The 22,093-nt window shown below is 57.1% G+C and carries 17 protein-coding genes; 10 read left to right on the top strand and 7 right to left on the bottom strand.

Features of this window, described 5'->3' with window-relative positions; genetic code table 11:
- Positions 1-59: 59 nt before the first annotated feature.
- From dksA to thpR, 3 genes are all read right to left on the bottom strand, one after another.
- Positions 60-515 (bottom strand): RNA polymerase-binding protein DksA, encoded by a 456-nt coding sequence (gene dksA / locus C3451_RS05870; RefSeq protein ID WP_001155232.1) that lies wholly within the window; start codon positions 513-515, stop codon positions 60-62.
- 176 nt (positions 516-691) lie between these two features.
- Positions 692-1,396, bottom strand: coding sequence for a DNA/RNA nuclease SfsA (gene sfsA / locus C3451_RS05865; protein ID WP_045623149.1), 705 nt, complete (start codon positions 1,394-1,396; stop codon positions 692-694).
- A complete protein-coding gene (gene thpR, locus C3451_RS05860; RefSeq protein ID WP_045623151.1) occupies positions 1,386-1,940 on the bottom strand; it encodes an RNA 2',3'-cyclic phosphodiesterase in 555 nt (184 codons plus the stop codon). Before thpR ends, sfsA begins: the two co-directional genes overlap by 11 nt.
- Positions 1,941-2,013: 73 nt before the next feature.
- On the opposite strand from thpR, the gene hrpB reads away from it, so the two are divergent.
- The 6 genes from hrpB (at position 2,014) to fhuB (ending at position 13,331) form a co-directional block, all read left to right on the top strand.
- The gene (gene hrpB, locus C3451_RS05855) at positions 2,014-4,443 is read left to right on the top strand and encodes an ATP-dependent helicase HrpB (protein WP_045623152.1); all 2,430 of its coding nucleotides are present in this window, start codon (positions 2,014-2,016) and stop codon (positions 4,441-4,443) included.
- A gap of 197 nt (positions 4,444-4,640) precedes the next feature.
- Entirely contained in the window at positions 4,641-7,166 is a 2,526-nt protein-coding gene (gene mrcB, locus C3451_RS05850; RefSeq protein WP_022647091.1) for a bifunctional glycosyl transferase/transpeptidase, read from the top strand.
- Positions 7,167-7,403: 237 nt separating this feature from the next.
- Complete coding sequence (gene fhuA, locus C3451_RS05845) at positions 7,404-9,614, top strand: ferrichrome porin FhuA (RefSeq protein WP_045623153.1); 2,211 nt, start codon at positions 7,404-7,406, stop codon at positions 9,612-9,614.
- Positions 9,615-9,664: 50 nt separating this feature from the next.
- Complete coding sequence (gene fhuC / locus C3451_RS05840) at positions 9,665-10,462, top strand: Fe3+-hydroxamate ABC transporter ATP-binding protein FhuC (protein ID WP_022647093.1); 798 nt, start codon at positions 9,665-9,667, stop codon at positions 10,460-10,462.
- Positions 10,462-11,352 carry a Fe(3+)-hydroxamate ABC transporter substrate-binding protein FhuD gene (fhuD, locus tag C3451_RS05835; RefSeq protein ID WP_023299359.1) on the top strand — a complete coding sequence of 297 codons (891 nt, stop codon included), beginning with the start codon at positions 10,462-10,464 and terminating at the stop codon, positions 11,350-11,352. Before fhuC ends, fhuD begins: the two co-directional genes overlap by 1 nt.
- Positions 11,349-13,331 carry a Fe(3+)-hydroxamate ABC transporter permease FhuB gene (gene fhuB / locus C3451_RS05830; protein ID WP_063139105.1) on the top strand — a complete coding sequence of 661 codons (1,983 nt, stop codon included), beginning with the start codon at positions 11,349-11,351 and terminating at the stop codon, positions 13,329-13,331. The genes fhuD and fhuB overlap by 4 nt, the downstream gene beginning before the upstream one ends.
- Before the next feature lie 94 nt (positions 13,332-13,425).
- Here fhuB and hemL read toward each other — a convergent pair whose 3' ends face one another.
- Entirely contained in the window at positions 13,426-14,706 is a 1,281-nt protein-coding gene (gene hemL / locus C3451_RS05825) for a glutamate-1-semialdehyde 2,1-aminomutase (RefSeq protein ID WP_015572714.1), read from the bottom strand.
- Between the two features lie 177 nt (positions 14,707-14,883).
- Here hemL and clcA point away from each other — a divergent pair, with 177 nt between their 5' ends.
- Positions 14,884-16,284: a H(+)/Cl(-) exchange transporter ClcA gene (gene clcA / locus C3451_RS05820; protein WP_045623157.1), complete on the top strand. Its 1,401-nt coding sequence runs from the start codon at positions 14,884-14,886 to the stop codon at positions 16,282-16,284.
- A gap of 85 nt (positions 16,285-16,369) precedes the next feature.
- Positions 16,370-16,714: an iron-sulfur cluster insertion protein ErpA gene (erpA, locus tag C3451_RS05815; protein ID WP_003856230.1), complete on the top strand. Its 345-nt coding sequence runs from the start codon at positions 16,370-16,372 to the stop codon at positions 16,712-16,714.
- Between the two features lie 57 nt (positions 16,715-16,771).
- Here erpA and C3451_RS05810 read toward each other — a convergent pair whose 3' ends face one another.
- The 3 genes from C3451_RS05810 to mtnN are packed head-to-tail and all read right to left on the bottom strand — an operon-like array spanning position 16,772 to position 18,919.
- Complete coding sequence (locus tag C3451_RS05810) at positions 16,772-17,395, bottom strand: TRIC cation channel family protein (RefSeq protein ID WP_003856227.1); 624 nt, start codon at positions 17,393-17,395, stop codon at positions 16,772-16,774.
- 23 nt (positions 17,396-17,418) lie between these two features.
- Positions 17,419-18,228, bottom strand: coding sequence for a vitamin B12 ABC transporter substrate-binding protein BtuF (gene btuF / locus C3451_RS05805; protein ID WP_045623158.1), 810 nt, complete (start codon positions 18,226-18,228; stop codon positions 17,419-17,421).
- Positions 18,221-18,919 carry a 5'-methylthioadenosine/S-adenosylhomocysteine nucleosidase gene (gene mtnN / locus C3451_RS05800; protein WP_003856223.1) on the bottom strand — a complete coding sequence of 233 codons (699 nt, stop codon included), beginning with the start codon at positions 18,917-18,919 and terminating at the stop codon, positions 18,221-18,223. The genes btuF and mtnN overlap by 8 nt, the downstream gene beginning before the upstream one ends.
- An 82-nt stretch (positions 18,920-19,001) precedes the next feature.
- Here mtnN and dgt point away from each other — a divergent pair, with 82 nt between their 5' ends.
- Both dgt and degP read left to right on the top strand, forming a co-directional pair.
- A complete protein-coding gene (gene dgt / locus C3451_RS05795) occupies positions 19,002-20,516 on the top strand; it encodes a dGTPase (protein ID WP_023299363.1) in 1,515 nt (504 codons plus the stop codon).
- A 132-nt stretch (positions 20,517-20,648) separates the two neighbouring features.
- Positions 20,649-22,079 (top strand): serine endoprotease DegP, encoded by a 1,431-nt coding sequence (degP, locus tag C3451_RS05790; RefSeq protein ID WP_124304250.1) that lies wholly within the window; start codon positions 20,649-20,651, stop codon positions 22,077-22,079.
- Positions 22,080-22,093: the final 14 nt, after the last annotated feature.

Below are 22,093 nucleotides of genomic sequence, written 5' to 3'. Positions count from 1 at the left end.
ATCAACGGTAACAAGGCGGGAGAAACTCCCGCCTTAGCAGAGTAGTGAGAGGGAAGGCGTTAGCCAGCCATCTGTTTTTCGCGGATTTCTGCCAGCGTTTTACAGTCGATGCACAGATCGGCTGTTGGACGCGCTTCCAGACGACGAATACCGATTTCAACACCGCAGGATTCGCAGTAGCCAAAATCTTCGTCCTCGACCTTTTTCAGCGTTTTCTCGATCTTTTTGATCAGTTTGCGCTCGCGGTCACGGTTACGCAGTTCGAGGCTGAACTCTTCTTCCTGAGCGGCACGGTCGACCGGATCCGGGAAGTTAGCAGCTTCATCCTGCATATGTGTAACGGTGCGATCGACTTCATCCCTGAGTTGATTACGCCATGCTTCAAGAATACGCTTGAAGTGCGACAGCTGGGCTTCGTTCATATACTCTTCGCCCGGCTTCTCTTGATACGGCTCCACCCCAGCGATGGCGAGAATACTCAGGGACGATGTTTTACGGTTTTGCCCTTCTTGCATGTTGCTTCTCCTTAACACGCACTATCGATCCCCGTGTTGGGGGAAAAATCAGGTCGCTATAAATAGCAGATGCTTTTCCGTATGGCAATTATCTAAACGTAACACTTGACAACCCTGTGAGGAAAAGCGTATTTGCGCACGCGGCCAGAACACTTATTAGTCAATCGTCTAATCCCTTATAGGACAATGGGAAGAGAGGATCTCAGAGTCATATTATCGGCAGAAAGTTCCGCTTTATAAGCGAAAATCTCTACCCCCTGCTTTTGTGCCTCATTCAACAATTGCGCGTATTTAGGATCAATATGACGGGCCGGGGAAAACCGTTCAATGGCTGAATGCAGAACCGCAAACAGCAACACGGCGCGCTTGCCCGCCGCCGCTACACTCATTAGCTCCCGCAGATGCTTCTGGCCACGTAGCGTTACCGCATCCGGAAAGAAGCCGTTTTCCTCTTCCGCTAACGTCACTGATTTCACTTCAATATAGCACTCAGGGCGGTCTTCCGCCTGTAACATAAAATCAATTCTGCTGCTTTCATCGCCATATTTCACTTCGCTTTTTTGCGTGGCGTAACCCACCAGTTCAGGAAGGATTCCATTTGTCAGGGCTTCCTTAACCAGCTGATTTGCGCGCAGGGTATTAACGCAAATAAATGCCCCGCTTTGCGTCTCGGTCATTTCCCAGGTATGAGGATATTTGCGTTTAGTATTTTCTGATGTGGAATACCAGACCGTGTCACCCGGCGTGGCGCAACCGGTCATGGCGCCGGTGTTAGGACAATGCAGCGTGAGCGTTTCGCCCTCAGGCGTGATCACGTCAGCGAGAAAGCGTTTGTAACGCTGGATCAGCGTGGCGGGCTGGAGTGCAGGGCTAAACTTCATCAGGATTCCTTAACGTGTCGCCCAGCGTCCAGCGCTGGAGCGGAGTATAGCGGGTGCGTCCTTGTACAAAGGCAGATTCGTACAGCGCAAATTCATTCACCTGAAAGGACCAGTGGAAGCCCGGTGGCGGGATGGCAACAGCCTGACCCGCATCGCGCAGCAGGGTAATGTGGGCATGAAACGGCTGCGGGCTCTGATAACAGCCGCTGCGCGCGGCCTGTGCCCGCAGCATGTTGGCGAGCTGGAGCAGTCCGCGAGGGGGCTGCCGCGTCCCCAGCCAGACCACCCGAGAGCGCAGCCATTGCCCGGCATCGTCAAGATGCAGCGTAAAACCCGGCTGAGAAATGCGTCCGGCCATTGCGCTTAACGCGCGCTGCTTTTCTGCGCTCACCTCGCCAAGAAAAGCTAACGTCAGGTGCATATTGGCGGCGACGACAGGGCGGCCCGCTTCCGCGGGGAAGTGGCTGGCGCGCCAGCGAACAATTTGCCGTTGAAGCGTGGTGGGTAATTCAATGGCGAAGAATAGCCGTTTTGACTCAGACATGCGCAAGACTCGGTAATGATATGCGCCGATGCTACAATGTACGCCGATTAATGTTAACCCTCTGGAGCCGTAAGTGTCCTCTTTGCCCGTCGCCGTCGTCCTTCCTGAGCTTCTCGCAGCCTTAGAACATGCGCCACAGGTTTTGCTCAGCGCGCCCACCGGAGCGGGTAAATCCACCTGGCTGCCCCTGCAAATTCTGCGCGAGGGGAGCATCAGCGGGAAAATTATCCTGCTGGAACCGCGCAGGCTGGCGGCGCGCAATGTGGCGCAGCGCCTGGCGGAACTGCTGAATGAAAAACCGGGCGAGACGGTAGGGTACCGGATGCGCGCCGAAACCTGCATCGGCCCGTCTACGCGGCTGGAGGTGGTCACTGAAGGCATTCTTACCCGTATGCTGCAAAACGATCCGGAGCTGAGCGGCGTCGGGCTGGTGATCCTTGATGAATTTCACGAGCGCAGCCTCCAGGCCGATCTGGCCCTTGCGCTGCTGCTCGACGTTCAGCAGGGGCTGCGCGACGACCTTCGGCTGCTGATTATGTCGGCGACGCTGGATAACGAGCGGCTCCGGCAGACGCTCCCTGACGCGCCGATGATCTCCTCTGAAGGGCGTGCGTTCCCGGTCGAGCGCCGCTATCAGCCGCTGCCTGCCCATCAGCGTTTTGACGAAGCCGTTGCCATCGCCACCGCCGAATTGCTCCGTCAGGAACCCGGCTCGCTGCTGCTGTTTTTACCCGGCGTAGGCGAAATCCAGCGCGTACAGGAGCAACTGGCATCCAGGGTGAGCAGTGACGTTATGCTGTGCCCGCTCTACGGCGCGCTGCATTTGGCTGACCAGCGCAAGGCGATCCTTCCCGCACCGGCGGGGCAACGCAAAGTGGTACTGGCGACCAATATCGCCGAAACCAGTTTGACCATCGAAGGCATTCGCCTGGTGGTGGACAGTACGCAGGAGAGGGTGGCCAGTTTTGATCCGCGTACCGGGCTGACCAGGCTACTGACGCAGCGCATCAGCCAGGCCTCAATGGTGCAGCGCGCAGGCCGAGCTGGGCGTCTTGAGCCGGGTATTTGCCTGCATTTAACCAGCGCCGAGCAGGCGGAGCGTGCGGCATTGCAGAGTACGCCTGAGATTTTACAAAGCGATCTCTCCGGGCTGGTAATGGATCTGATGCAGTGGGGCTGCCCGGACCCTGACCAGCTCACCTGGCTTAATCCTCCGCCTGTTGTGAACCTTTCCGCCGCGCGCAGCCTGCTGACCCAGCTTGGCGCGCTGGAAGGCGAGCGACTGACGGCGCGCGGCCAGAAAATGGCGGCGCTGGGCAACGATCCGCGTCTGGCAGCGATGCTGGTGGCAGCACAAGGCGACGATGAAATTGCCACGGCGGCAAAACTGGCGGCTATTCTTGAGGAGCCGCCGCGCGGTGGCAGCAGCGATCTGGGACAGGCCTTTTCACGCCAGCAGGGAAACTGGCAACAGCGCGCGCAGCAGTTGTGTCACCGCCTGAAGAGCCGGGGAGGATCGCCTGACAGCGATAAAGTTATCCCTCTTCTGGCCCAGGCCTTCCCGGACAGAATCGCGCGCCGTCGCGGGCTGGATGGTCGTTATCAACTGGCAAATGGGATGGGCGCGATGCTGGACAGCGATGATGCTCTGACGCGTCATGAATGGCTGATCGCGCCGCTCTTACTCCAGGGCAGTCACTCCCCGGATGCGCGCATCTTGCAGGCGGTTGCCGTAGATATTGACGCCCTGACGCGTGCCTGCCCGCAGCTGCTTCAGCAATCTGACATTGTCGAATGGGATGATGCCCAGGGCACGCTGAAGGCGTTCCGTCGTAGCCAGATTGGCAAACTGACGCTCGGGACAAAACCGCTGGCGAAGCCGTCGGAGGAAGAGTTACACCAGGCGATGCTGAACGGCATTCGGGAAAAAGGGCTGAGCGTATTGAACTGGACGCCTGAGGCTGAACAATATCGTATACGTCTGCACTGCGCCGCGAAGTGGCTGCCGGAACAGGGGTGGCCAGCGGTGGATGATGAGACGCTGCTCGCGACGCTTGAACAGTGGTTGTTGCCGCAGATGAGCGGCGTACACTCCCTGCGCGCCCTGAAGGCGCTTGATGTTAAGGCAGCGTTACAGAATTTACTGGACTGGTCGTTACGTCAACGTCTGGATAGTGAACTGCCTGGGCATTACACTGTGCCAACCGGGAGTCGGATTGCCATTCGTTATCATGAGGATAATCCGCCAGCGCTGGCGGTTCGGATGCAGGAGATGTTTGGTGAGGCCACCACGCCGTCCATCGCTGAAGGGCGCGTGCCGTTAGTGCTTGAGCTGCTTTCGCCTGCGCATCGTCCCTTGCAGATTACCCGCGATCTGAGGGCGTTCTGGGCGGGGAGCTATCGTGAAGTGCAGAAAGAGATGAAGGGGCGATATCCCAAACACGTCTGGCCGGACGATCCGGCGAATACCGCGCCGACACGGCGCACGAAGAAATATTCGTAATGGGGGAGTGCGGCCTGAAAGGTAAAGTGCGGCCTGATGCCCTCACCCCGGCCCTCTCCCACAGGGAGAGGGAGGAAACACTGAAGACTTTCCTGTCAGGAAAGTCTTGCTGTTTATTTTGAGAGATTTCTTCTTTCACTGACCTGTGCAAGATAAGAAAATCTGGCCTTTGCGCCTGAATGTTGCGGAGAAAAAGCATGGCGGGGAATGACCGCGAGCCAATAGGACGTAAGGGAAAGCCGACGCGTCCGGCGAAAGAAAAGGTAAGCCGTCGTCGCCTCAGAGATGAGGAGTATGACGATGACTATGAAGACGATTATGAGGATGAAGAACCGATGCCGCGTAAAGGGAAAGGCAAAGGGCGTAAGCCTCGTGGTAAGCGCGGCTGGTTCTGGCTGCTGCTGAAGCTGTTTATTGTTTTTGTTGTCCTGATCGCGATTTACGGCGTTTATCTGGATCAGAAGATCCGCAGCCGTATCGACGGGAAAGTCTGGCAATTGCCTGCGGCAGTGTACGGCCGTATGGTGAACCTTGAGCCGGACATGTCCATCAGCAAGAATGAGATGGTGAAGCTGCTGCAAGCCACGCAGTATCGTCAGGTCACGAAAATGACCCGTCCGGGTGAATTTACCGTCCAGGCGAAAAGCATTGAGATGATCCGCCGTCCGTTCGACTTCCCGGACAGTAAAGAGGGGCAGGTGCGCGCGCGTCTGACCTTTGACGGCGATCGCCTGGAAACCATTGAGAACATGGATAACGATCGCCAGTTCGGTTTCTTCCGTCTCGATCCGCGTCTCATCACCATGCTGTCGTCCGCAAACGGCGAACAGCGCCTGTTCGTGGCGCGTAACGGCTTCCCGGATCTGCTGGTGGATACCCTGCTGGCAACCGAAGACCGCCACTTCTACGAGCACGACGGGATTAGCCTCTACTCCATTGGTCGTGCGGTACTGGCGAACCTGACCGCGGGGCGTACGGTGCAGGGGGCGAGTACCCTGACCCAGCAGCTGGTGAAAAACCTGTTCCTCTCCAGCGAGCGCTCTTACTGGCGTAAAGCCAACGAAGCGTACATGGCCGTGCTGATGGATGCGCGCTACAGCAAGGATCGTATTCTTGAGCTGTACATGAACGAGGTGTACCTCGGTCAGAGCGGCGATAACGAGATCCGCGGCTTCCCGCTGGCGAGCCTGTACTACTTTGGCCGTCCGGTAGAAGAGCTGAGCCTTGATCAGCAGGCGCTGCTGGTGGGCATGGTAAAAGGCGCGTCGATCTACAACCCGTGGCGTAACCCGAAACTGGCGCTGGAGCGTCGTAACCTGGTGCTGCGTCTGCTGCAACAACAGCAGGTGATTGACCAGGAGCTGTACGACATGCTGAGCGCGCGTCCGCTGGGCGTTCAGCCGCGCGGTGGGGTGATCTCTCCGCAGCCTGCCTTTATGCAGATGGTACGTCAGGAGTTGCAGTCTAAGCTCGGAGATAAAGTGAAAGATCTCTCCGGGGTGAAGATCTTCACCACCTTTGACTCCGTGGCGCAGGATGCGGCAGAAAAAGCGGCGGTTGAAGGTATTCCGGTTTTGAAGAAGCAGCGTAAGCTGAGCGATCTGGAAACCGCGATGGTGGTAGTTGATCGCAACACCGGCGAAGTTCGCGCCATGGTGGGCGGCGCCGAGCCGCAGTATGCGGGCTATAACCGCGCGATGCAGGCGCGTCGTTCGATTGGTTCTCTGGCAAAACCGGCAACCTACCTGACCGCGCTGAGCCAGCCGAATCTCTATCGACTGAACACCTGGATTGCCGATGCGCCAATCTCCCTGCGCCAGCCTAACGGCCAGGTGTGGTCTCCGCAGAACGATGATAAGCAGTTCAGCGGCCAGGTGATGCTGGTGGATGCGTTAACCCGCTCGATGAACGTGCCGACTGTTAACCTCGGCATGGCGCTGGGCCTCCCCGCCATCACCGACACCTGGCAGAAGCTGGGCGTACCGAAAGATCAGCTGCACCCTGTGCCAGCGATGATCCTGGGGGCGCTTAACCTGACGCCAATCGAAGTGGCCCAGGCGTTCCAGACCATCGCCAGCGGCGGTAACCGAGCGCCGCTTTCCGCCCTGCGTTCGGTGATTGCCGAAGATGGCTCCGTGCTGTATCAGAGCTTCCCGCAGGCGGAGCGCGCTGTTCCGGCGCAGGCGGCCTATATGACGCTGTGGACCATGCAGCAGGTGGTCCAGCGCGGTACCGGGCGTCAGCTGGGGGCGAAGTATCCTGGTCTGCATCTGGCGGGTAAAACCGGGACTACCAACAACAACGTCGATACCTGGTTCGCCGGTATTGATGGCCGTGAAGTGGTGATCACCTGGGTGGGCCGCGATAACAACCAGCCGACCAAACTGTATGGTGCGAGCGGCGCGATGTCGATTTACCAGCGCTATCTGGCCAATCAGTCTCCGGTGCCGCTGAACCTCGTTGCCCCGGAAGATATCGTCGATATGGGCGTGGACAGCTCGGGTAACTTCATCTGTGGCGGCGGCGTGCGTTCGCTGCCGGTCTGGACGACCAACCCGGATGCGCTGTGCCAGCAAAGCCAGCCAGAAGAACCGACAGGTAACCCGTTCGATCAGTCTTCTCAGCCTCAGCAGCCGCAGCAGCAACAGCCGCAGCAGCAGAACGAGAAGAAAGACAGCGACGGCGTCGCCGGCTGGATCAAGGATATGTTCGGCGGCAACTAGCCCTTATGACACCCCCTTCCCTGGAAGGGGGTATTTTTTCACCTCAGCAACTCATTTCCTTAACCCTGTTTTCAATCCTTATTAACGACCCGTTTTCCGTTGATTATTTCTTAAACCCTCAATTCTTGTAGGGCCGCATATCGCTTGCTATGCCGTCAGCGTTTCGCATATTATTCTGCGGTCATAATAATAATTCTCGTTTACGTTATCATTCACCTTTTTCATCAGAGATCCATCATGGCGCTTTCCAATACTGCTCAGCCAATTAACACGTCGCTGCGTAAAATCGCAGCCGTCGTAGCCACAGCGGTTGCCGGCATGTCTGCTTATGCACAGGCCGCTGAAACCCCCAAGAAAGAAGAAACCATCACCGTGACTGCCGCACCGGCTGCACAGGAAAGTGCCTGGGGTCCTGCACCGACGATTGCGGCAAAACGCACTGCAACGGCGACGAAAACCGATACACCCATTGAGAAAACCCCGCAGTCTATTTCTGTTGTGACTCGTGAAGAGATGGACATGAAACAGCCGGGGACGGTTAAACAGGCCCTGGCCTACACCCCAAGCGTTTTCGCAACGCGCGGCGCCTCAACAACTTACGATGTGGTTTCGATTCGTGGTTTCACGACCTCCAGCACCGTGAATACCAACCAGTATCTGGATGGTATGAAGTTGCAGGGAGACAACTACTCTGAAGCGTCCATGGACCCGTACTTCCTTGAGCGCGTAGAGCTGCTGCGTGGCCCGACGTCTGTACTGTATGGCAAAAGCCATCCGGGCGGCGTAGTGAGTATGGTCAGTAAGCGTCCAACCACGGAACCGTTGAAAGAAATTCAGTTCAAAATGGGGACGGATAACCTCTGGCAGACGGGGTTTGATTTCAGCGACGCGATTGACGATGACGGCGTGTGGTCCTACCGTCTGACCGGTCTGGGACGTAGTGAGAACGCGCAGCAGGAAATGGTGAAATCTACTCGTTACGCGATTGCGCCGTCTTTCAGCTGGCGTCCTGATGATAAAACCGATTTCACCTTCCTGAGCAACTTCCAGAGCGATCCGGATGCGGGTTACTACGGCTGGCTGCCACGTGAAGGTACCGTTGTGCCTTACTATGATGCTAACGGAAAAGCGCACAAACTGCCGACCGACTTCAACGAAGGTGATGAAGACAATAAGATCTCCCGTCGTCAGAAAATGGTGGGTTACAGCTTCGCGCATGAATTCAACGACACCTTCACCGTGCGTCAGAACCTGCGTTATACCAAAATCAACACGCTGTACCGTTCAGTTTACGGTAACGGCTATATCGCCCCGGCCCAGATCAGCCGTGCCTACGTGCGCTCAGATGAAGACCTCAACTCGTTCACGGTTGATACACAGCTCCAGTCGAAATTCGCGACCGGCGCCGTTGACCATACCCTGCTGACGGGTGTGGATTACCTTCGTATGCGAAATGACATTGATGCTGACTACGGCACCGCCGATCCGATCAGCATGAACAATCCTCAGCACGGCAATGCGAACGTCAATGTGAACTTCCCGTATGCCATGCTCAATCGTCAGGAGCAGACCGGGCTCTATGCGCAGGATCAGGCTGAATGGGATAAGTGGGTACTCACCTTGGGTGGCCGCTATGACTTTGCGAAAACGTCTGCCTTTAACCGTAATAACGGAACCACCGCGGAAATTAACGATCAGGCATTTACCTGGCGCGGGGGGATTAACTACCTGTTCGACAACGGGATTACACCATACTTCAGCTACAGTGAATCCTTTGAACCGCTCTCTGGCACTACTCAGGGTGGTAAACCGTTCGATCCGGCACGCGGCAAGCAGTATGAAGCGGGCGTGAAGTATGTTCCAAAAGATCTGCCTGTTGTGGTGACGGCAGCGGTATACCAGCTGACCAAGAACAATAACCTGACCGCGGATCCGGCGAACCCGACCAGCGGCTTTAGCGTGCAGGGCGGTGAAATTCGCTCCCGAGGCTTTGAGCTGGAAGCGAAAGCGGCGGTGTCGGCTAACGTGAACGTGACGGCGGCCTACAGCTACACTGATGCACAATACACCCACGACACCTGGTATGAAGGTCGTCGTCCGGCAGAAGTACCGCGCAACATGGCATCACTGTGGGCGGATTACACCTTCCACGAGACGGCGCTAAGTGGCCTGACCGTTGGTGCGGGTGCTCGCTACATCGGTAACACGGTGACGTACTACTCCTCAGCGTCGCCTAAAGCCTATGAGTCCTTTAACGTCGCGGGTTATGCCCTGGCGGATGCGACCGTGAAATACGATCTGGCGCGCTTCGGTCTGCCGGGCTCTTCCGTCGGCGTCAACGTGAACAACATCTTTGATCGTGAATACGTCTCCAGCTGCTACAGCGAGTATGCATGCTACTGGGGAGCAGGACGCCAGGTTGTTGCCACGGCGACCTTCCGCTTCTAACCTCTTTATGGGCACGGTTCGCCGTGCCCTTTTTATTTAAGTTGGCTGACATGCAGGATACTAAAACGCAATCCGACTCCACCTTCACGCTCAACAATCTCTCCTTTCGCGTACCCGGGCGCACCTTGCTGCATCCGCTCTCTTTGACGTTTCCCGCAGGTAAAGTGACCGGTTTAATCGGGCACAATGGTTCCGGTAAATCGACGCTGCTGAAGATGCTGGGCCGTCATCAGCCGCCGTCCGAGGGCGACATTCTGCTGGATGACCAGCCGCTGGCGAGCTGGAGCAGTAAGGCCTTTGCCCGCAAGGTGGCCTATCTGCCGCAGCAGTTGCCGCAGGCGGAGGGGATGACGGTGCGCGAGCTGGTGGCGATTGGACGTTATCCGTGGCACGGTGCGCTCGGGCGTTTTGGCGTCGCTGACAGAGAAAAAGTGGAAGAGGCGATCGCGCTGGTTGGGTTAAAACCGCTGGCGCACCGTCTGGTGGATAGCCTGTCCGGTGGCGAGCGTCAGCGCGCATGGATCGCGATGCTGGTAGCGCAGGACAGCCGCTGCCTGCTGCTCGACGAACCCACTTCAGCGCTGGATATTGCTCATCAGGTTGACGTCCTGGCGCTGGTGCATCGCTTAAGCCAGCAGCGCGGCCTGACTGTGATTGCCGTTCTGCATGATATCAACATGGCGGCACGCTACTGCGACTATCTGGTAGCGCTGCGCGGCGGTGAAATGATCGCTCAGGGTACGCCTGCCGAACTGATGCGCAGCGAAACGCTGGAACATATCTACGGTATTCCTATGGGCATTCTGCCTCACCCGGCCGGGGCTGCACCCGTGAGCTTTGTCTACTGATGCTGGATCCAACATTAATTAGCCGCCGTCGCCTGCTGACGGCCATGGCACTCTCACCGCTGCTGTTAAAGATGGGCCCGGCCCGCGCTGCCGCAGTCGATCCGCACCGCATCGTGGCGCTGGAGTGGTTGCCCGTCGAACTGATGATGGCGCTGGGCGTGACGCCTTACGGCGTGGCCGATATTCCCAACTACACCCTGTGGGTGAATGAGCCAAAACTGCCGGACTCCGTCATCGACATCGGTCTGCGTACGGAGCCGAACCTCGAGCTTCTCACCCAGATGAAACCGTCTTATTTATTCTGGTCTGCGGGGTATGGCCCGTCGGAAGAGACCATGGCGAAGATTGCGCCCGGACGGGGCTTTTCCTTTAGCGACGGTAAAAAGCCGCTGACCATGGCAAAAAATTCCATCCACGAGATGGCGCAGTTCCTCAACCGTGAGGCTGAGGCGAAAAAACATCTCAATGAATTTGATGCGCTGATTGATTCCCTTAAGCCGCGCTTTGCCCACCGTGGCGATCGGCCTTTGCTGATGGTGACCCTGCTGGATGCCCGCCATATGCTGGTCTTTGGAAATAACTGTCTGTTCCAGGAAGTGCTCGACAGCTTTGGCATTCGCAATGCCTGGGAAGGCGAGATGACGTTCTGGGGCAGTACCGCCGTGGGGATTGACCGTCTGGCGGCGTTTCGTGATGTGGACGTGCTGTGCTTTGACCACGGCAATGAGCGCGAAATGCAAACCCTGATGGCGACTCCGCTCTGGCAGGCAATGCCGTTCGTCCGCGAGCAGCGCTTCCTGCGCGCGCCAGCGGTATGGTTCTACGGCGCGACGCTGTCGGCCATGCATTTTGCCCGCGTGCTGGACAATGCACTGGGAGGCAAGGCATGAGCACGCGTATGGCCCGTTTCCCGATGTTACTGTTAGCGCTCATTTTTCTGGCTGCCCTGGCATTAACCGGCTTTAACCTGACCACGGCGTTACCGCGCGATCAGTGGGCAGCCGCGTTTGCCGCACCGGATATCGACAATATTCAGCAAATGCTGTTCCACTACAGCCTGCTGCCGCGTCTGGCTATCTCCCTGCTGGTCGGGGCGGGACTGGGACTGGTGGGCGGACTGTTTCAGCAGGTGCTACGTAACCCGCTGGCGGAGCCAACCACGCTGGGCGTGGCGACGGGGGCTCAGCTGGGGATCACCATCACCACGCTCTGGACCCTGCCGGGAGCGTTAACCTCGCAGTTTGCCGCGCTGGCAGGCGCATGCGTGGTCGGTGCGCTGGTCTTTGGCGTAGCCTGGGGAAAACGTCTCTCACCGGTCACGCTGATCCTCGCGGGGCTGGTCGTCAGCCTCTACTGTGGGGCGATCAACCAGCTGCTGGTGCTGTTTCACCACGACCAGCTGCAAAGCATGTTTATGTGGAGTACCGGCACGCTCACCCAGACCGACTGGAGTATCGTCCAGCGCCTGTGGCCGCAGCTGTTTGGCGGCGTGGTGCTGACGCTGCTGCTGCTGCGTCCGCTCACGCTGATGGGCCTCGATGACGGCGTGGCGCGCAATCTCGGGCTGGCGCTGTCGCTGGTCCGTCTGGCGGCCCTGACCCTGGCGATTGTGCTGAGCGCGTTACTGGTTAACGCCGTCGGCATCATCGGTTTTATCGGCCTGTTTGCGCCATTGCTGGCAAAAATGCTCGGCGCGCGCCGTCTGCTGGCGCGTCTGATGCTGGCGCCGCTGATTGGTGCGCTGATCCTCTGGCTTTCCGATCAGCTCATTCTCTGGCTGGCGCGCGTCTGGATGGAAGTTTCCACGGGCTCGGTGACGGCCCTGATCGGCGCGCCGCTGCTGCTGTGGCTGCTGCCGCGCCTGCGCAGCATTAGCGCTCCGGCGATGGATGCCGGCGATAAAGTGCATGCCGAGCGTCAGTCGGTGGTGTGGTTCAGCCTTGCCGGGCTGGCAGTGCTGGTTATCGCCTCGTTTGCCGCACTCTCGCTGGGACGCGACGCCACGGGCTGGCACTGGGCAACGGGGGATTTGCTGCATGAACTCATGCAGTGGCGCTGGCCGCGGATTTTCTCCGCGCTGATTGCGGGCGTCATGCTGGCGGTGGCGGGCTGTATTATCCAGCGTCTCACCGGCAACCCGATGGCAAGCCCGGAAGTATTAGGGATCAGCTCCGGGGCCGCGTTTGGCGTAGTGTTGATGTTGTTCCTCGTACCGGGAAATGCGTTCGGCTGGCTGATGCCTGCCGGGAGTATCGGTGCGGCAGTCACGCTGATGATTATCCTGATCGCCTCCGGGCGAGGTGGTTTCTCACCTCACCGCATGCTGCTGGCCGGGATGGCGCTCAGCACCGCGTTTACTATGCTGCTGATGATGTTGCAGGCGAGCGGCGATCCGCGCATGGCGCAGATCCTGACATGGATTTCCGGTTCAACATACAACGCCACCGGCAGTCAGGTGGTGCATACCGGGATTGTGATGATCGTGCTGCTGGCGATTGTGCCGCTGTGCCGCCGCTGGATGACCATTCTGCCGCTGGGTGGGGATACCGCCCGCGCGGTCGGGGTGGCGCTGACGCCAACGCGCATTGCGCTGTTGCTGCTGGCCGCGTGCCTGACGGCGACGGCCACCATGACTATCGGCCCGCTCAGTTTTGTCGGATTAATGGCGCCGCATATCGCCCGTATGATGGGTTTCCGCAGGACTTTGCCGCATATCGTGATCTCTGCGCTGACGGGCGGGGCGATCCTGGTCTTTGCTGACTGGTGCGGAAGGATGGTGCTGTTCCCGTATCAGATCCCGGCGGGCCTCCTGTCGACCTTTATCGGCGCGCCTTACTTTATTTATCTGTTGAGAAAGCAGAGTCGGTAATAAAAGTAAACGGCAATCCTTAGATTGCCGTTTTAGTGTTTGCTCCCTCTCCCTGTGGGCTGAGGGTTGGGGTGAGGGCATCAAGCCGCACATTTTACAGCTTCGCAAATACCTTACGCGCTGCGTCGATGGTGTTATTGATATCTTCTTCGCTGTGCGCCACGGACATAAAGCCCGCTTCAAACGCTGACGGGGCAAGATACACGCCTTCTTCCAGCATCAGGTGGAAGAAGCGTTTGAAGCGTTCCACGTCGCATTTCACCACGTCCTGATAGCAGGTCACGGTTTTCGCATCGGTGAAGAAAATCCCGAACATCCCGCCCACGTGGTTCACCACCAGTGGAATACCCGCATCTTCTGCGGCTTCCAGCAAACCGTTTGCCAGTTGCGTCGTCCGGTCCGTCAAGGTTTCGTGGATACCCGGCTGCGCCACTTCGGTCAGACAGGCAAAGCCCGCCGCCATCGCAATCGGGTTACCGGAGAGCGTACCCGCCTGGTAAACCGGACCGGTTGGCGCCAGCGCGTCCATGACGTCCTTACGGCCGCCAAACGCGCCGACAGGCATGCCGCCGCCAATGATTTTGCCGAGGCAGGTCAGATCCGGCTCCACGCCATAATAAGACTGGGCACCCGCCAGCGCCACGCGGAAGCCGGTCATCACTTCGTCGATGATCAGCAGCGCGCCGAACTCATCACACAGGGCGCGCAGGCCCGGCAGGAAGTCAGGCTGCGGTGGGATACAGTTCATGTTGCCCGCAACTGGCTCAACGATGATGCAGGCGATCTCCTGCGGATACTGCTCGAACGCGGCGCGAACGGTGTTCAGATCGTTATAGGTGCAGGTCAACGTGTGTTTCGCGAAATCAGCCGGCACCCCCGGGGAGTTCGGCTGGCCGAGGGTCAGCGCGCCGGAACCGGCTTTCACCAGCAGACAGTCGGCATGGCCGTGATAACAACCTTCGAACTTGATGATCTTGTCACGGCCGGTAAAACCGCGCGCCAGACGGATAGCGCTCATGGTCGCTTCGGTACCGGAGTTCACCATACGCACCATGTCCATCGTTGGCACCAGTTCGGTGACCAGCTCCGCCATTTTGACTTCCATCTCGGTTGGCGCGCCGAAGCTCAGGCCGCGCTGAGCGGCTTCAATCACCGCATTGCGGATCGCCGGGTGGTTGTGGCCCAGTACCATCGGGCCCCAGGAGCCGACGTAATCGACATAGGCTTTACCATCCACATCATACAGATATGCGCCATCCGCACGTTCGATAAACAGCGGGGTGCCACCCACGCCGGTAAAGGCGCGCACGGGTGAGTTTACGCCGCCTGGGATTAGCTCGCGGGCTGCGCTGTAGAGGTTTTCAGACTTGCTCATGGCGTCGTTCCTGGTTCGTAGAAATGAGTTAAGGCAACTATTCTAAGTGATTCGGAAGAGGTTATAAAATTTTTGCCCCATAGAAGGCTTAACAATTGTTAAGTATTTTTCAGGGGACGAGGGGATTGTCTCTGGTAGAATCCCTGCGGCCTTTTGTATGACGAAACAGAACAGGTAATGAACGAGAACACGCCTTCTTTTGAACAACAACAGTTTACGCGCGCGAAGCACCGGGTCAGTATCCGGCGGCTACTCAATCGTGACAAAACCCCGTTAGCCATTCTGGTGGCAGCCGCCGTTGTGGGCACGCTGGCCGGGCTGGTAGGCGTCGCGTTTGAGAAAGCCGTCAATGCGGTGCTCAACTGGCGCATAGGTACCGTCGCCAGCTTTGCGGATCGTGAATGGCTGGTCTGGGTGTGGGCTTTTGGCCTTTCGGCCCTGTTTGCCATGGTGGGCTATTTTCTGGTGCGTAAATTCGCACCTGAAGCAGGTGGCTCGGGGATCCCTGAAATTGAGGGGGCGCTGGAAGAGCTACGCCCGGTTCGCTGGTGGCGCGTGCTTCCTGTGAAATTTATCGGCGGGATGGGAACGCTCGGAGCGGGCATGGTGCTCGGTCGGGAAGGACCAACGGTACAGCTGGGCGGTAACGTCGGGCGCATGGTCGGCGATCTGTTCCGTATGCGCAGCGCCGAAGCGCGCCATACGCTGCTGGCGACGGGGGCGGCGGCCGGGCTGTCTGCCGCGTTTAACGCGCCGCTGGCAGGTATCCTGTTTATCATTGAAGAGATGCGCGCCCAGTTCCGCTACAACCTGACCTCCATTAAAGCGGTGTTTACCGGCGTGATTATGTCGAGCATTGTCTTTCGCGTCTTTAACGGCGAAGGGGCGGTGATTGAAGTTGGCAAGCTAACCAATGCGCCGGTCAATACTTTGTGGCTGTATCTGATTCTTGGGATGATTTTTGGCGTCGTTGGCCCGCTTTTTAACACCCTGATTTTACGGGCTCAGGATATGTTTCAGCGCATCCATGGCGGAAATACCACGAAATGGGTGCTGGTGGGGGGCCTGCTTGGTGGCGTGTGCGGGATCCTCGGTTTTATCGAACCGAATGCGGCGGGCGGCGGTTTCGGTCTGATTCCCATTGCCGCGGCGGGGAATTTCAGCGTAGGCCTGCTGCTGTTTATGTTTATTTCACGCGTCATCACCACGGTATTGTGCTTCTCCTCTGGTGCCCCGGGCGGCATTTTCGCCCCGATGCTGGCGCTGGGAACGCTGCTGGGTACGGCGTTCGGGATGGCGGCGGCGGCAGGCTTCCCGGCCTACCATCTGGATGCGGGAACGTTTGCGGTTGCGGGAATGGGGGCGCTGCTGGCGGCCTCCCTGCGTGCGCCGCTGACCGGGATCGTGCTGGTGCTGGAAATGACCGACAATTACCAGCTCATTTTGCCAATGATCATTACCTGCCTCGGCGCGACACTATTAGCCCAATTCCTGGGTGGAAAACCGCTATACTCGACCATTCTTGCCCGTACCCTGGCGAAACAGGAAGCTGAACAGGCCCTGAAGCAGAATACTTGAATGAATTACCAGGGTATTAGATAATGACAAAAAGAATTGGGTGATTTTTACCCAATAGCAGTCGCAGTATTCATGGGAGCATAAGATGAGTGATGACGTAGCGTTGCCGCTGGAATTTACCGAAGCAGCAGCGAAAAAAGTGAAAACCCTGATTGCCGACGAGGACAATCCGGATCTGAAACTGCGTGTTTATATTACCGGCGGCGGCTGTAGTGGCTTCCAGTATGGTTTTACCTTTGACGACCAGGTTAACGATGGTGATATGACTATCGAGAAACAGGGCGTCGCGCTGGTGGTTGATCCGATGAGCCTGCAATATCTGGTGGGCGGTTCAGTGGACTACACTGAAGGTCTGGAAGGTTCGCGCTTTGTGGTGACTAACCCGAATGCGACCAGCACCTGCGGGTGTGGTTCTTCATTCAGTATTTAACCTGAATGCAAATTGTAGGCCCGGTAAGCGAAGCGCCACCGGGCTTATAAACGATACCTATCTTGAATTTTCATCCAGTGCAAACGTCGGCAGCTTCAGGTGCCAGCGTATCGCCGCTAAACGGATCACCAGCGTTACCACCATCCCCAGCATCGCCGCGTTTTCCAGCGGGACAGCAAAGGTGTAATACGCCGTGGCGTGAACAATCCCCCCGATGATACAGGCCGTCGCGTAGATTTCCGTTCGCAGGATCATCGGGACTTCTCGCGCCAGAATGTCGCGAATAATCCCTCCGCCCACGCCGGTCAACACGCCCATACAGATCGCCACCAGCGGGCCAGTCCCGGCAATAAAGGCTTTATTCACGCCTATTCCCACAAAGACCGCCAGACCGACGGCATCCAGCACCGGCAATATCCATTTTGGTAGTCTGCGAGGCTGACGAACCAGCACGATGGTTAACAGGCAGGTGACCATCGCCACCACCAGATCCGTTGGATCTTTTACCCAGAATACCGGGCCGTTTGCCAGCGCCATATCGCGAATCGTTCCGCCGCCTACCGCCGTAACGACGCCGAGCACCAGTACGCCAAAAGGATCCATGCGTAGTTTTCCGGCAAGCAAAACGCCGGAGATAGCAAAAACGGCTGTGCCAAGAATATCCAGCCAATACACGAGCATCGTTAAATCCTCGAATAGGGTATTTATCTGTTTGAGTGACTCTTTGCCAGTTCGGCGCAGAGTTGTTTTGCGGCGAGGATAATACGCGGGCTGGCGCGTTCAAACCAGTCGCTGTTGAGTGCGATGACCGGAATTTTAAGCTGCCGATGCCAGAATTGTTCTATTTTAGGAATCTCGCTCGCATTTCCGACCACCACAATGGCCTGCGGTTGTCGCGCCAGAACCTGCTCACGACTGACCTGCGGCCAGGGGACCCGGCTTTCGGCAAAGATATTTTCACCTCCACAGATCTCAAGCACCTGGTTCTGGATCGAACCTTTCCCGGTAGTGAACAGCGGCTGGCTGCCAAATTGCAGAAAAACGCGTTGTTTCGGTTGCGTGCCGTATCGGGTTTTTAGCGCAGCATAGTCGTTGAGCATCTGCTGTGCAGCGTGCTCGGCGCGTTGGGGGGTAGGGCTGAAGGGCGCGAGGTCACGGAGGGTTTGCGCCACCTGTTCGATGCTCACCGCATCTACCCATTTTACCGTTATTCCCAGCGAAGAGAGCTGGTTCACCTGTCGTTCGGCATTACCACCGCGCCAGGCAAGAACCAGATCGGGCTTCAGCGCCACGATGCGTTCCAGGTTCATTCCCTGCCAGGTGGCAACCTGTTCGATTTGGGCGGCCTGCGGTGGATAATCGGAAAAGCTGCTCACCGCAACGGGCGTAATCCCGGCGGTAAACGCCAGTTCCGTATTGGCAGGGGAGAGTGTGATCACCCGCGGCGCGGCGATGAGCCAGGCCGGGGCGAGCAGAAGCAGGGCGACCAGCGCCCTGAATGACACCTTACCCACGCGCCAGTTTCTGCACCAGGGTTTCCACCATCACGGTGGACTGTTTGGCCGCAACGGCCAGGAACTCGTCGAAGCTGATGTGGGACTGCTGGTCCGCCACGTCAGAGATCGCGCGAACGACCACGAACGGCACGCTGAAGTTATGGCAAACGTGCGCAATGGCCGTGGCTTCCATCTCAACGGCCACAGCCTGCGGGAAGTTATGACGGATTTTCGCCAGACCAACAGAGCCGTTGATAAAGGCATCGCCGCTGACGATCAGGCCACGCACCGCATTGAGGTTCAGCTCGTTAATGCAGCTTTCAGCGGCGGCAATCAGCTTATCATCCGCTTTAAACCCGGCCGGGCAGCCCGGAAGCTGACCATATTCGTAGCCGAATGCGGTGACGTCTGCATCGTGGTAACGCGCTTCGTCGGAAACCACGATATCGCCCACTTTCAGCGTCGGCGCCAGACCGCCCGCAGAACCTGTATTAATGATAACGTCAGGCTTGCAGCGCTCAAGCAGCAGGGTCGCGCCCAGTGCCGCTGCAACTTTACCGATGCCTGATTTCAGCAGAGCCACGTCAACGCCGTTCAGCTGGCCGGTGTAGATCTCACAGCCACCGAGGGAGAGGGTCTGACGGTTCTCAATTTTGTCACGCAGCAGCGTAACTTCTTCTTCCATTGCACCAATAATGCCGATTTTCATAGATTTACTCGCGATGTGCCTTGTTAAGATGCATAGTCTATCATGCGGTTAAGGGGAAACGCATTCTCACGCGGGGGAGCACATGGCACCAATCGATTTTCGCACCAAAATTAACTGGCACCGACGTTTCCGTTCGCCACAGGGCGATAAGAGCGAACATGAGATCCTGCGCATTTTTGAAAGCGATCGCGGACGCATCATCAATTCGCCCGCCATCCGCCGGTTACAGCAAAAAACCCAGGTGTTCCCGCTGGAGCGTAACGCCGCGGTGCGTACGCGGTTAACGCACTCCATGGAAGTGCAGCAGGTGGGGCGCTACATTGCAAAAGAGATCCTCAGCCGTCTTAAAGAGCAACGTCTGCTGGAAACCTACGGGCTGGATGAACTGACCGGGCCGTTCGAAAGCATCGTTGAGATGGCCTGCCTGATGCACGATATCGGCAATCCTCCCTTTGGTCATTTCGGCGAGGCCGCCATCAATGACTGGTTTAAACAGCGGCTTTTTCCCTCTGACGCCATAAGCCAGCCGCTCAGCGATGACCGCTGTGTGGTACGCGATTTACGCCTGCGTGAGGGCGAAGATAGCCTGAACGATCTGCGCCGCAAGGTGCGTCAGGATCTGTGTCATTTCGAAGGTAACGCGCAGGGGATCCGTCTGGTGCACTCCCTGATGCGCATGAATCTGACCTGGGCGCAGGTGGGCTGTATTCTCAAATACACGCGTCCCGCGTGGTGGATGGGGGAAACGCCTGCCACCCATAGCTACCTGATGAAAAAACCGGGCTATTACCTGTCGGAAGAAGCGTACATTGAACGGTTGCGTAAAGAACTTTCGCTAACGCCGAATGGCCGTTTTCCATTGACGTGGATTATGGAAGCGGCTGATGACATTTCTTATTGCGTGGCCGATCTGGAAGACGCAGTGGAAAAAAGAATATTCAGCGTCGAGGAGCTGTATCAGCATCTTCACGATGCCTGGGGAGAGCATGAAAAAGGTTCTCTGTTTGCACAGGTCGTCGAGAATGCCTGGGATAAATCGCGTTCAAATTCGCTGAGCCGCAGTACCGAAGATCAGTTCTTTATGTATTTGCGGGTCAATACGCTGAATAAACTGGTGCCGTATGCGGCCGCCCGTTTCATTGATAATTTGCCGATGATATTTAGCGGGGAATTTAATCACGCCCTGCTGGAAGATGAGAGCAGTTTTAGTCAGCTGCTTGAATTATATAAAAACGTGGCTGTTCGCCATGTTTTCAGCCACCCGGATGTCGAACAGCTGGAACTGCAAGGATACCGGGTTATCAGCGGGTTGCTGGAAATTTATGGCCCGCTGCTCCAGCTGACGGTCGATGAGTTTTGCGAGCTGGTCGAAAATGAACGTGTTCGCCGCCTGCCGATTGAATCTCGTCTCTATCAGAAGCTTTCAACCCGTCACCGGCTGGCATACATTGAGGCCGTCAGTAAAATAGATCGTCATTCTTCCCAATGGCCAGTCATGGAATATTATTATCGCTGTCGTCTTATCCAGGACTATATCAGCGGGATGACAGATTTGTATGCCTGGGATGAATACCGCAAGCTTATGGCCGTTGAATAAGCCATGAGTTTTGTAAAGACGACCAATAAATTTTTACTTTTTCCATAAACTTAATCCCGGAACTAAGCGGTATAAAACGAATCTGAGTTACACAGCAATTTTGCGTTATCTGGTAAATCGAGATTGAGAAACATGAAAAAAACCACATTAGCAATGAGTGCACTGGCTCTGAGTTTAGGTTTAGCGTTGTCCCCTCTGGCGACGGCGGCCGAGACAGCTTCCTCGGCAGCGACTGCGCAGCAGATGCCAAGCCTGGCCCCGATGCTCGAAAAAGTGATGCCATCGGTGGTGAGTATTAACGTTGAGGGCAGCACAACCGTCAATACGCCGCGTATGCCGCGTAATTTCCAGCAGTTCTTCGGTGACAATTCGCCATTCTGCCAGGACGGTTCGCCATTCCAGAGCTCCCCGTTCTGTCAGGGCGGCGCAGGGGATGACGGTCAGGGCGGCGGCCAGCAGCAGAAATTCATGGCACTCGGCTCGGGCGTTATTATTGATGCAGCGAAAGGCTACGTGGTGACCAATAACCACGTGGTAGATAATGCTAACACCATTAAGGTTCAGATGAGCGATGGCCGTAAATTCGATGCCAAAGTGGTCGGTAAAGACCCGCGCTCCGATATCGCACTGATTCAAATTCAGGATCCGAAGAACCTGACGGCGATTAAGCTTGCCGACTCTGACGCGCTGCGCGTGGGTGACTACACTGTCGCCATCGGTAACCCGTTTGGTCTGGGCGAAACCGTGACCTCGGGTATCGTCTCCGCGCTGGGACGTAGCGGCCTGAATGCGGAAAACTATGAAAACTTCATCCAGACGGATGCGGCCATTAACCGCGGTAACTCCGGCGGTGCACTGGTTAACCTGAACGGTGAACTGATCGGTATCAACACCGCTATCCTGGCACCGGACGGTGGCAACATAGGTATCGGCTTTGCTATCCCGAGCAACATGGTGAAAAACCTGACTGCGCAGATGGTGCAATATGGACAGGTGAAACGCGGTGAGCTGGGTATCATGGGGACCGAGCTGAACTCCGAGCTGGCGAAAGCGATGAAAGTGGACGCTCAGCGCGGCGCATTCGTGAGCCAGGTCATGCCGAACTCTTCAGCGGCGAAAGCCGGCATTAAAGCGGGTAACGTGATCACCTCTCTGAACGGTAAACCGATCAGCAGCTTTGCCGCCCTGCGTGCGGAAGTGGGTTCTATGCCAATCGGCAGTAAAGTGACCCTCGGCCTGCTGCGTGAAGGTAAGCCAGTTAACGTGAGCCTGGAACTGCAACAGAGCAGTCAGAATCAGGTGGATTCCAGCACCATCTTCAGCGGTATTGAAGGTGCTGAGATGAGCAACAAAGGGGCAGATAAAGGCGTGGTGGTGAACAACGTGAAAGCGAACTCACCTGCTGCCCGTATCGGCCTGAAAAAAGGTGATGTGATCATGGGCGCTAACCAGCAGCCGGTGAAAAACATCGCTGAACTGCGCAAAATTCTCGACAGCAAGCCGTCCGTGCTGGCACTGAATATTCAGCGTGGTGATACCTCTATTTATCTCCTGATGCAGTAATCTTCTTAAGCCCC

This window comes from Enterobacter sp. 301B, assembly GCF_003850715.1.
GTDB lineage: Bacteria > Pseudomonadota > Gammaproteobacteria > Enterobacterales > Enterobacteriaceae > Enterobacter > Enterobacter intestinihominis.
Note: the sequence above shows the minus strand (reverse complement) of the source record. Positions and strands in the feature narration are given on the sequence as shown.

Coding starts and splice junctions, on each gene's coding strand:
- dksA (WP_001155232.1), bottom strand. CDS start 515: ATGCAAGAAGGGCAAAACCGTAAAACATCGTCCCTGAGTATTCTCGCC.
- fhuB (WP_063139105.1), top strand. CDS start 11,349: ATGAGCACGCGTATGGCCCGTTTCCCGATGTTACTGTTAGCGCTCATT.
- C3451_RS05810 (WP_003856227.1), bottom strand. CDS start 17,395: ATGCTCGTGTATTGGCTGGATATTCTTGGCACAGCCGTTTTTGCTATC.
- fhuD (WP_023299359.1), top strand. CDS start 10,462: ATGCTGGATCCAACATTAATTAGCCGCCGTCGCCTGCTGACGGCCATG.
- mtnN (WP_003856223.1), bottom strand. CDS start 18,919: ATGAAAATCGGCATTATTGGTGCAATGGAAGAAGAAGTTACGCTGCTG.
- mrcB (WP_022647091.1), top strand. CDS start 4,641: ATGGCGGGGAATGACCGCGAGCCAATAGGACGTAAGGGAAAGCCGACG.
- degP (WP_124304250.1), top strand. CDS start 20,649: ATGAAAAAAACCACATTAGCAATGAGTGCACTGGCTCTGAGTTTAGGT.
- clcA (WP_045623157.1), top strand. CDS start 14,884: ATGAACGAGAACACGCCTTCTTTTGAACAACAACAGTTTACGCGCGCG.
- fhuC (WP_022647093.1), top strand. CDS start 9,665: ATGCAGGATACTAAAACGCAATCCGACTCCACCTTCACGCTCAACAAT.
- sfsA (WP_045623149.1), bottom strand. CDS start 1,396: ATGAAGTTTAGCCCTGCACTCCAGCCCGCCACGCTGATCCAGCGTTAC.
- hemL (WP_015572714.1), bottom strand. CDS start 14,706: ATGAGCAAGTCTGAAAACCTCTACAGCGCAGCCCGCGAGCTAATCCCA.
- fhuA (WP_045623153.1), top strand. CDS start 7,404: ATGGCGCTTTCCAATACTGCTCAGCCAATTAACACGTCGCTGCGTAAA.
- thpR (WP_045623151.1), bottom strand. CDS start 1,940: ATGTCTGAGTCAAAACGGCTATTCTTCGCCATTGAATTACCCACCACG.
- dgt (WP_023299363.1), top strand. CDS start 19,002: ATGGCACCAATCGATTTTCGCACCAAAATTAACTGGCACCGACGTTTC.
- erpA (WP_003856230.1), top strand. CDS start 16,370: ATGAGTGATGACGTAGCGTTGCCGCTGGAATTTACCGAAGCAGCAGCG.